The organism is Streptomyces sp. 8L (genome assembly GCF_020176795.1).
GTDB lineage: Bacteria > Actinomycetota > Actinomycetes > Streptomycetales > Streptomycetaceae > Streptomyces.
In genome coordinates, this window is sequence record NZ_JAIUKE010000450.1 from 1 (window position 1) to 9877 (window position 9877).

5 protein-coding genes and 1 pseudogene are annotated in these 9877 nt (G+C 73.7%); 3 read left to right on the forward strand and 3 right to left on the reverse strand.

Features of this window, described 5'->3' with window-relative positions; all coding sequences use genetic code 11:
* Positions 1–207: 207 nt before the first annotated feature.
* A complete protein-coding gene (locus LCE31_RS30660; RefSeq protein ID WP_225020095.1) occupies positions 208–2919 on the forward strand; it encodes an ATP-dependent DNA helicase in 2712 nt (903 codons plus the stop codon).
* Between the two features lie 43 nt (positions 2920–2962).
* Here the strand turns inward: LCE31_RS30660 and LCE31_RS40990 are convergent, their stop codons facing one another.
* Positions 2963–4381 carry a M23 family metallopeptidase gene (locus LCE31_RS40990; RefSeq protein ID WP_225020097.1) on the reverse strand — a complete coding sequence of 473 codons (1419 nt, stop codon included), beginning with the start codon at positions 4379–4381 and terminating at the stop codon, positions 2963–2965.
* Positions 4382–4644: 263 nt separating this feature from the next.
* Here LCE31_RS40990 and LCE31_RS30670 point away from each other — a divergent pair, with 263 nt between their 5' ends.
* Complete coding sequence (locus LCE31_RS30670) at positions 4645–5058, forward strand: cobalamin B12-binding domain-containing protein (protein WP_225020099.1); 414 nt, start codon at positions 4645–4647, stop codon at positions 5056–5058.
* Positions 5059–5358: 300 nt separating this feature from the next.
* Here LCE31_RS30670 and LCE31_RS30675 read toward each other — a convergent pair.
* Positions 5359–7144 (reverse strand): annotated as a pseudogene (locus LCE31_RS30675) (DUF5691 domain-containing protein).
* Entirely contained in the window at positions 7141–8577 is a 1437-nt protein-coding gene (locus tag LCE31_RS30680; protein WP_225020103.1) for an SWIM zinc finger family protein, read from the reverse strand. Before LCE31_RS30680 ends, LCE31_RS30675 begins: the two are co-directional and overlap by 4 nt.
* A 129-nt stretch (positions 8578–8706) precedes the next feature.
* Here LCE31_RS30680 and LCE31_RS30685 point away from each other — a divergent pair, with 129 nt between their 5' ends.
* A complete protein-coding gene (locus LCE31_RS30685) occupies positions 8707–9831 on the forward strand; it encodes an ATP-binding protein (RefSeq protein WP_225020105.1) in 1125 nt (374 codons plus the stop codon).
* Positions 9832–9877 lie beyond the last annotated feature (46 nt).

The following is a 9877-nucleotide window of genomic DNA, read 5'->3' on the forward strand; positions in this document are numbered from 1 at the left end:
CCCCGGCCCCCCCCCCCCCGCCCCGCGCCCCCCCCCCCGGGGCGGGGCCCCCCCCGCCCCCCCCCCCCCCCCCCCCCCCCCCCCGCCCCCCCCCCCCCCCCCCCCGCGGGGCCCCCCCCCCCCCGCGGGCCGGCGGGCCGCCGCTCGTCCGGGGACTCTCGGGACTCCCGGCGGGGTGTCAGTGGGACGGCCTAGACTCGGGGAGCGATGAGCAGCCTCTTTGACGACAATTTCCTTGCGGACCTCCAGCCCCCCGGGGAGGAGCCTCCGCCGCCCGAGGACACCGCCTCCGAGCAGGTGCCCGACGATCTCTTCGAGGGAGCGTTCCACGTGCCCGCGGCCAGAGACGCGTACCACCGCGACGGTGCCCCGCGCACGGTCGTGGACCCCGCCGCGCTGCTCGACGGCCTCAATGACGAGCAGCGCGCCGCCGTCGTGCACCAGGGCTCGCCGCTGCTCATCGTCGCGGGCGCCGGGTCGGGCAAGACGCGCGTCCTCACCCACCGCATCGCCCATCTGCTGGCCACGCGCCACGTGCACCCGGGCCAGATACTGGCCATCACGTTCACGAACAAGGCCGCGGGCGAGATGAAGGAGCGCGTCGAGCAGCTCGTCGGCCCGCGGGCGGCGGCCATGTGGGTGATGACGTTCCACAGCGCGTGCGTACGTATCCTGCGGCGCGAGTCGAAGAGGCTCGGGTTCACGTCGTCGTTCTCGATCTACGACGCGGCCGACTCGAAGCGGCTCATGGCGCTGGTCTGCCGCGACCTGGAGCTGGACCCGAAGAGGTATCCGCCCAAGTCGTTCTCCGCCAAGGTCTCCAACCTCAAGAACGAGCTCATCGACGAGGAGACCTTCGCGGACCAGGTCGCCGGGGGCGCCTCCGAGACGGAGTCCGGGGGAGGCTTCGAGAAGACGGTCGCAGAGGCCTACCGGATGTACCAGGCGCGGCTGCGCGAGGCCAACGCGCTGGACTTCGACGACATCATCATGACCGCGGTGCACCTCTTCCAGGCGTTCCCGGACGTCGCTGAGCACTACAGGCGCCGCTTCCGGCACGTCCTGGTGGACGAGTACCAGGACACGAACATCGCGCAGTACACCCTCGTACGGGAGCTCGTCGGCCCCTCCGGCGTCGACGAGACCACCGGCGAGGCGTACGAGCCGGCCGAGCTGTGCGTCGTCGGTGACGCGGACCAGTCGATCTACGCGTTCCGCGGTGCCACGATCCGCAACATCCTCCAGTTCGAGGAGGACTACCCGGACGCCACGACGATCCTGCTGGAGCAGAACTACCGCTCCACGCAGACCATCCTCAGCGCCGCCAACGCCGTCATCGAGCGCAACGCGAGCCGCCGCCCGAAGAACCTGTGGACGAAGTCGGGCGCCGGCGCCCAGATCACCGGCTATGTCGCGGACACCGAGCACGACGAGGCGCAGTTCGTCGCCGACGAGGTCGACCGGCTCATCGACGCGGGCGACGCGAAGGCGGGTGACGTCGCGATCTTCTACCGGACGAACGCGCAGTCGCGTGTCTTCGAGGAGATCTTCATCCGGGTCGGCCTGCCCTACCGCGTCGTCGGCGGCGTCCGCTTCTACGAGCGCAAGGAGGTCCGCGACGTCCTCGCGTACCTGCGCGTCCTCGCGAACCCCGAGGACAGCGTCCCGCTGCGCCGGATTCTCAATGTGCCGAAGCGCGGTATCGGCGAGCGCGCCGAGGCGATGATCGACGCGCTGGCGCAGCGCGAGCGGATCACTTTCCCGCAGGCGCTGCTGCGCGTCGACGAGGCGTACGGCATGGCCGCCCGTTCGGCGAACGCGGTCAAGCGGTTCAACACGCTGATGGAGGACCTCCGGACGGTCGTGGACGGCGGTGCGGGTCCCGCGACGGTGCTGGAGGCGATTCTCGAACGAACCGGCTATCTGGCCGAGTTGCAGTCCTCCACGGACCCGCAGGACGAGACGCGCATCGAGAACCTCCAGGAACTCGCCTCGGTGGCACTGGAGTTCGAGCAGGCGCGCGCCCAGGCGGGCGCCGGCGCCGATGCTGCCGCCGAGGGCGCGGACGCCGCCACGGGTGCGGAGGCCGGTACGGGTGAGGGCGCCGGTACGGATGAAGGTACGGGGACGGGCGGAGGCGGTGACGAGGGCGGCACCGCTGAGGCGGCCGAGGCTGCGGGTACCGCTGAGGCGACCGGAACCGGCGGGGCGGCCGATGTCGCCGGTACTGCCGAGGCGGCTGGTACCGCCGGGGCCGGGACCGGCACGCTCGCCGAGTTCCTCGAACAGGTCGCGCTGGTCGCCGACTCCGACCAGATCCCCGACGAGGACGAGGACGGTTCCGGCGTCATCACGCTGATGACGCTGCACACCGCCAAGGGCCTCGAATTCCCCGTCGTCTTCCTGACGGGCATGGAGGACGGCGTGTTCCCCCACATGCGCGCGCTCGGTGAGACGAAGGAACTGGAGGAGGAGCGCCGCCTCGCGTACGTCGGGATCACGCGTGCCCGCGAGCGGCTCTATCTGACGAGGTCCTCCATGCGCAGCGCGTGGGGCCAGCCGTCGTACAACCCGCCGTCGCGGTTCCTTGAGGAGATCCCCGGACAGCACCTGGACTGGAAGCGGACCGGCGCCCAGATCCCGGCCGGCCCGGTGTCGTCCTCGTCGTCCGGGGGCGCTTTCTCGCCGCTGTCGGGCGGGTTCGGCAGGGGCGGCACGCGCTCGCGCCAGAAGGGCCAGATCAGCGACCGCCCGGTCATCGCGCTGGCGGTCGGGGACCGGGTCACGCACGACAAGTTCGGCCTGGGCACGGTCGTCGCGATGACGGGGTCCGGCTCCGAGGCGCAGGCGGAGATCGACTTCGGCGACCCGAAACCGAAGCGGCTGCTGCTGCGGTACGCACCGGTCGAGAAGCTGTGACGAGGCGGTAGCCCGGCGGGGCGGTGGGGCGCGCTCCGGCGGTTCAGGTCGGATCGAGGCCGTGGCCGCGGAGCCACGGCAGCGGGTCGATCGCGGCGCCGCCGTTCGGCCGTACCTCGAAGTGGAGGTGCGGCCCCGTGGTGTTGCCGGTGTTGCCCGAGTACGCGATGACGTCGCCCGCCTTGACCGAACCGGACCGTACGCGTGTGCTGCTGAGGTGGCAGTACCACGTCTCCGTGCCATTGGGCGCTTTCACGATCGCCATGTTGCCGTAACTGCTGTTCCACTGCGTGCGTACGGTGCCGTCGGTGGCGGCCATCACCGGCGTACCGGTCATGACGGGGAAGTCGATACCCGTGTGCACCGACATCCAGTTGACGCCCGCCTGCCCGAAGTAGGCGCTCAGTCCGCGCTGTTTGACGGGGAGCAGGTACTTGGGGCGGGCCGCCTCCTTGCGCGCGGCCGCCTCGTCCCGCTTCTTCTTCTCCGCCGCCTGGCGCTCCTTGAGATCGATCCGCTCCTGGGTACGGCTCGCGCGGTCCCCGAAGTCGCGGGCGTCGGCACTGAGCGCGGCAAGCCGGGTGTCCATCGTGTCGTTGGCCGCGACGGGCTTCACGGAGGAGGGGTCCGAGGCTGCCGTCGTCGCGGTGTCGTCCTGGGTGTCGTCCCCGCCGCCCAGGGCGCCCATGGACGCGGCGGCGATCCCGGCCACACCCATCACGCACGCGGACGGGACGGCGATCGTGAACAGTGCGGAACGCTTGGCGGGAGCCCTGCGGCGGCTCCGGGACCCTGCGGCGCGAGCGGCCGTACGGCTGCCGGCACGGGGCCCCGACGACGGCCCGGGCGCCGGGTCCTGCGCGGCGTCGAAACCCGGCCCGCCACCGGCATTCGGGCCCGTTTCCTCCAGGTCATTCGCCTGGTCTGTTTCCGTCTCCGGGGCCGCTTCCGTCTCCTGGTCCGCCGCTGGTTCCGGGTCCCGCGGCGTCAGGAGGGCCTCTGCCGGGACGGTCCACTGCACCGTGGACTCGTAGCCGGGAGCGGGCTGCGGCTGGCCGTAGCCGTACGGGTCCTGGGCCTGCGTCCCGGCCGCCACCTCATAGGCATAGGCGTAGGCGTGGCCGTGGGCCTGCCCGTAGCCGAGATCCTGCCCGGGGCCGCCCGGGGCGGCGGCCGGTGGGGGCGCGTACGGTCCTGCGGCCGGGCCGCCCCACTGCCCGGACGGCTCGGCGTACGCGTAGGCGGGGGCGTACTGCGGGCCCGGCGCCGGGTACGCGCCGGAGGCGTAGTGATGCTGCTCCCGCTCGCTGCCGTACAGATCACTGCCGTAGGGCTCACTGCCGTAATGCTGCTCCGGCTCACTGCCGTACTGCTGGTGCCGTACGTCGTAGCCACTGGGAAACGCGCCGAAGAGAGGGTCTGTCTCGTAGGCGGCGCAGCCGGCTTGGGCGGGGTCGTTCACCAACGCCTCTCTCGCCTCGACAGCAGTGGCCGCGACTGTACCCGGCGGTATGCGACGCTCACAATCTTCTGGAGGGTTTGACCGTTGCGGAAACGGTCCATGTCGTGGTCCTCGACGGTCACCATTCCCTCACTCGACGTGATGTTCGACCGGATCATGTGATTTGGCCCATGCCTCGCACCGCGAAATGGCCGCGTGCGGGATGCTGTGGATAACGTTCGTTCACTTGGTCCGTCGTGGTGGTGTCGTGAGTGGAGGCAGTGATGGGTGTGACCGGTCCGATCCGTGTAGTGGTCGCGAAGCCGGGCCTCGACGGCCACGACCGCGGCGCGAAGGTCATCGCGCGCGCGTTGCGCGACGCGGGCATGGAGGTCATCTACACGGGACTGCACCAGACCCCCGAGCAGATCGTCGACACGGCGATCCAGGAGGACGCCGACGCGATCGGCCTCTCCATCCTCTCCGGCGCGCACAACACGCTGTTCGCGAAGGTCATCGAGCTCCTCAAGGAGCGTGACGCCGCGGACATCAAGGTGTTCGGCGGCGGGATCATCCCCGAGGCGGACATCACGCCGCTCAAGGAGCAGGGAGTGGCGGAGATCTTCACGCCCGGCGCGACCACCACGTCGATCGTGGAGTGGGTGAACGCGAACGTGCGGGAATCCGCGGGCGCGTAGCGTCCCGTCCCGACGGCGCGCCCCGTCCTGCCCACGGCCCCGGCGCGGCTCGACCGCGCCTCGCGCCCCAGGCCCCGAGCCGGGGCAGGCCGGCCTCCGCCGTGGCCCACGCGCGTGTCGGGCCGCGCCCCGGCCGTACACCGGGACCCCACCCGGGGCGCCGCGCATCCGCACGGCCGCGGCCCAACGCCCCTCAGGAACCGGCGCGTTCACGGCCCGCCGCGCCGCCCCTGGACCGGCCTCTCAGGGCCACGCCCCCGTCGCTTCCTTACCTCCCTGTTCCCTCGTCCCCTTGTCTTGTCACCGCGTCTCTTCGCCCGTTCGCCCGTACGCCCCCTCGCCCCTCAGCTCTTCCTGCATACGGGCCCGCAGGCGGAGCGTCGACACGAGGCGTCTGAACGCCTCCGACCAGTAGCCGCCCGCGCCGGGCGACGTGTCCTCCGTTTCCGTCAGGGGCGCTGTCAGCAGTTCCAGGCGGTCCGCCTCGCGCGGGTCCAGGCAGCGCTCCGCGAGCCCCATCACCCCGCTGAAGCTCCACGGGTAGCTCCCTGCCTCCCGCGCGATGTCGAGCGCGTCGACCACCGCGCCGCCCAGGGGCTCCGGCCACGGAACGGCACACACCGCCAGCAGCTGGAACGCCTCCGACAGGCCGTCCGAGGCGACGAACGACGCCACCCGCCGCGCCTGTTCCTCCGGGGGCAGCACCGCCAGCAGACGCGAGCGGTCCGACGGCGGCGCGCCGTCCAGCAGGGCGCGGGCCCAGTCCTCGTCGCGCTGCCTGGTCGCCGCCCTGCACCACGCGCTGTGCAGTTCCTGGCGCCACTCGTCGGCCACAGGCAGCGCGACGATCTCCTCGGCAGAACGGCCGCCGAGTCGCCCGGACCACACGTCCAGCGGCGCCGTCTCGACCAGTTGGCTCAGCCACCACGACCGCTCGCCGCGCCCCGTCGGCGGGGTCGGGGCGATCCCGTCGCGCCGCATGTCCGTGTCGCACGCGTACGGCGCCTCGACCACGATCGAGGGCCGCCCCGACAGCCGATCGAGCGCCACGCACGCGAGGGCCCGCTCCGCCATCCGCCCGGCGAGCGCGGAATGCGGCAGCGCCGACAGCAACTCGGCCGCCGTGGACCGGACGTTGCGGCTCCGATCGCTCAGCGCCTCCTCAAGGAAAGGCTCGTCCTCGTCCGACAGCCCCGTCCGCAGCGCGTCCACGAACATCAGCCGGTCCTCCGCGCGCTCCTTCGGCCACGTCGACGCGAGCAGGGCCAGGGCCCGCCGCGCGTCCCGTGCGCGCAGCGCCGCCAGCAGCGCCACCCGCTCCGCGAACAGCCCCTCCTCCCACAGCCGTGTCACCGCGTCCTCATCGTCCAGGTCCGGCAGGACCGCGCTTCCGGCGCCGCCCCGCAGCGCGAACTTCCAGTCCGCGTTGAACCGCGCCAGCCACAGCCCGCGCGCGCCCGCGAACGTCAGCGCCTGCGGGCGCAGATCGGTCCGCGCCCGCGCCGCGTCCAGCAGCGCGGGCAGCGAGGGCGCGGGCGCCGCGTACCCGTGGCCGTTCGCCGCGGCGAGCCACTGCGGCAGCAGTTCCGCCAGGTCGGGCGCCGAACCGCGGCGCCCGGAACCCGAGGATGAGGACGCCGACGCGCGGTCGGCCAGCAGCATCGTCAGCCGGTGCGCCGCCGCCTCAGGCAGCGCGGGGCGGCCGTCGTGCGGCGCGGGCTCCGGTGGCTCGCCGTCATCGCGGGACGGCAGCAGGCCGGCCCGCCGCCGTACGGTGTGCAGCGCCGCCGCGTCGAGCAGCGCCTCCGGCGGCGCCACATCCGCGACCGCCGCCCCCGGGGGCGGGGGGGGGGGGGGGGGGGGGGGGCCCCCCCCCGGGGGCCCGGGCCCCCCCCCCCCGCGCCCCCCCCCCGGGGGGGCCCCCCCGCCGGGGGCGCCCCCCCCCCCCCCGGTCCGTGCCGAGCAGCGCCGAGGTGACCAGATCCTCCCAGCGCGGCTCCGCACCGGAGGCGACCGTTGCCGGCATGCTCAGCTCCCTCGTTCCCGCCGAATCCGCAGTGTCCGATGCCCTCGGCCGCGCCGTCATATCAGCGTCACCATCGCCGGGTCCGTGGGCGACCACGCCGCCATCGGCTCGAAGCCCCGGTGCCCGCACTCCCCGAAGACGGTCACCGGACGCCCGCCCGCGAGCGCTACCAGCCTCCACAGGCCGGGCCGCTCCACCGCCCGCGCCGTCAGCGGCAGCTGCGCCCCGCCGTCCGCGTCCCGCAACCGCCAGCCGGCCCGCTCTCCCGGCGGCAGGGGTATGACGTCCGACAACACCACGGGCCACGCGTCGAGCCACGGGTCCGAACCCAACGCCGTCCCGTACGCCTCGGCGGCGGCCGACACCGGACCGCCGGGCGGCGGCGGACCGATCGGCTCCGGCGCGCCGGACTGCCCGACCCAGGAAGCGCGCAGCTGTCCCGCCCCCGCGTGCGGCGCGAGCCGCGCGTCGACCGCGAGGCCCACCGGCAGGGCCGGCTCGGGTGCCCGGCCCCCGGCACCGAACCCCAGCACCAGCGCCCACCTGCCCGAGGCCCGGCCATGCAGCCAGATCCGGCGCGTCGTCAGCTTGCCGTCGGACGTGTCGTACTGCGCCAGCACCGACCACCGGTCCCTGACCTCCTCCCCGCAGGAAACCGACGCCAGCCCGACCCGCGTGCGGACCGTCGTCGCCAGCGGCTCGGGCAGGCTCCCGACGCCCAGCCAGGCCCGGTCGAGCAGATGCAGCAGCGCCGACTCCTCCAGGAGCCGGCCCGGCCACCCCGGCCCCGACGCGGGGATCGCGCCCAACTCCCGTGCGCGAGCGGCGAGTCCCGGTGCCTGGGCGTCGACCATGCGGGCCGCCGTCTCCTCCCAGGGGCCGTACCCGCCCGCGGTCTCCGTCCGGGAGGCGCCGCCCGACTGCTCCGCCCCCGCGAGGCCGCTCGCGAGCAGGTCCGCGAGGCGCCGCTCCAACTCGCCCACACCCGCCGTGATCCGCGCGGCCCTGCGCTCCGCCCTGCGGCGCGCCGCCTCCGGGTCCGCGCTCTTCGCGGGACCCGCGCCGCCCGCCGCGCCGGGCCCCTCCGTCCCCTCCGCCGGCTCGGCCCGCTGCGGCCGTTTCGTCCGGTCCTCCCGTTTCGCGCGCGCGGCCAGCCACTCGCGCGCCCAGTCGGGCGGCTCCTGGGCCGTCACGAACCCGTCCTCGGCGGACGCCCGGAGCAGCAAGAGCCCCAGCGCGTGTTTGCACGGGAACTTGCGGCTCGGGCAACTGCACTTGTACGCGGGCCCCGCCGTGTCCACCACCGTCTGATACGGCTTGCTGCCGCTGCCCTTGCACAGCCCCCACACGGCGCCCGGCGCGCCCTCGGCGCCCGCACCCGTCTGTGACCACGGCCCCGCGGAGCCGAGCTTGCTCCCGGCCCTGCGCGACGCGTCGTCAGGAGCCAGCGCGAGCACCTGCTCCGCCGTCCTGCGCACCCCCAGATCAGTCATGCCAACGACGGTAGGCCCGGCCACTGACAATCGGTCGCGCACACCCTCCGACCTGCGCGGACGGCCGATTGTCAGTGGCATGGTGCACCGTGGTCACCACATCCGGTCGACCGATCTGGAGGGGGACCCATGACCGCGTCCCACGCCCTGCCCGAAACCGCTCGCAAGCCCGCCACCGAGGTGCTGCGCCCGCATGCGGAAGACGCCTTCGCGGCCGAACTCGCGGCCCTCGCCGCGCAGGACGACAGGCCGAGGCCCGAGCGCTGGCGCCTCTCGCCCTGGGCCGTCTCGCTGTATCTGCTCGGCGGCACGCTGCCCGACGGGACGGTGATCAGCCCGAAGTACGTGGGCCCGCGCCGCATCGTCGAGGTCGCCGTCACCACGCTCGCCACCGATCGCGCCCTGCTGCTCCTCGGCGTGCCGGGCACGGCCAAGACCTGGGTCTCCGAGCACCTGGCCGCGGCCGTCAGCGGCGACTCCACCCTGCTCGTGCAGGGCACGGCGGGCACCCCGGAGGAGGCCATCCGCTACGGGTGGAACTACGCGCAGCTCCTCGCGCACGGCCCGAGCCGTGCCGCGCTGGTGCCGAGCCCCCTGATGCGGGCGATGTCCGAGGGGCTCACGGCCCGCGTGGAGGAGCTGACGCGCATCCCCGCCGACGTCCAGGACTCGCTGATCACGATCCTGTCCGAGAAGACCCTGCCCATCCCCGAGCTGGGTGAAGAGGTCCAGGCGGTCGGCGGGTTCAATGTGATCGCGACGGCCAACGACCGCGACCGCGGGGTCAACGACCTGTCCAGCGCGCTGCGCAGACGGTTCAACACCGTGGTGCTGCCGCTGCCCGCCACCCCTGAGGCGGAGGTCGAGATCGTCTCGCGCCGCGTCGACCAGATCGGCCGCTCGCTCGGCCTGCCCGTGGAGAGCGACGGCATGTCCGAGATCCGCCGGGTCGTCACGGTCTTCAGGGAACTGCGCGACGGCGTCACGGCCGACGGGCGCACCAAGCTCAAATCCCCTTCGGGGACGCTCTCCACGGCCGAGGCCATCTCCGTCGTCACCAACGGCCTCGCCCTGGCGACTCACTTCGGCGACGGCATGCTGCGTCCCGGCGACGTCGCGTCCGGCATCCTCGGCGCGGTCGTCCGCGACCCGGCCGCGGACCGCGTCATCTGGCAGGAGTACGTGGAGACCGTGGTGCGCGAGCGGGACGGGTGGAAGGACTTCTACCGCGCGTGCCGTGAGGTGACGGCGTGACCGCGCCCGCGCCCGCGGCCGTACCGGGCCGGGCGGCGGGTCCCGT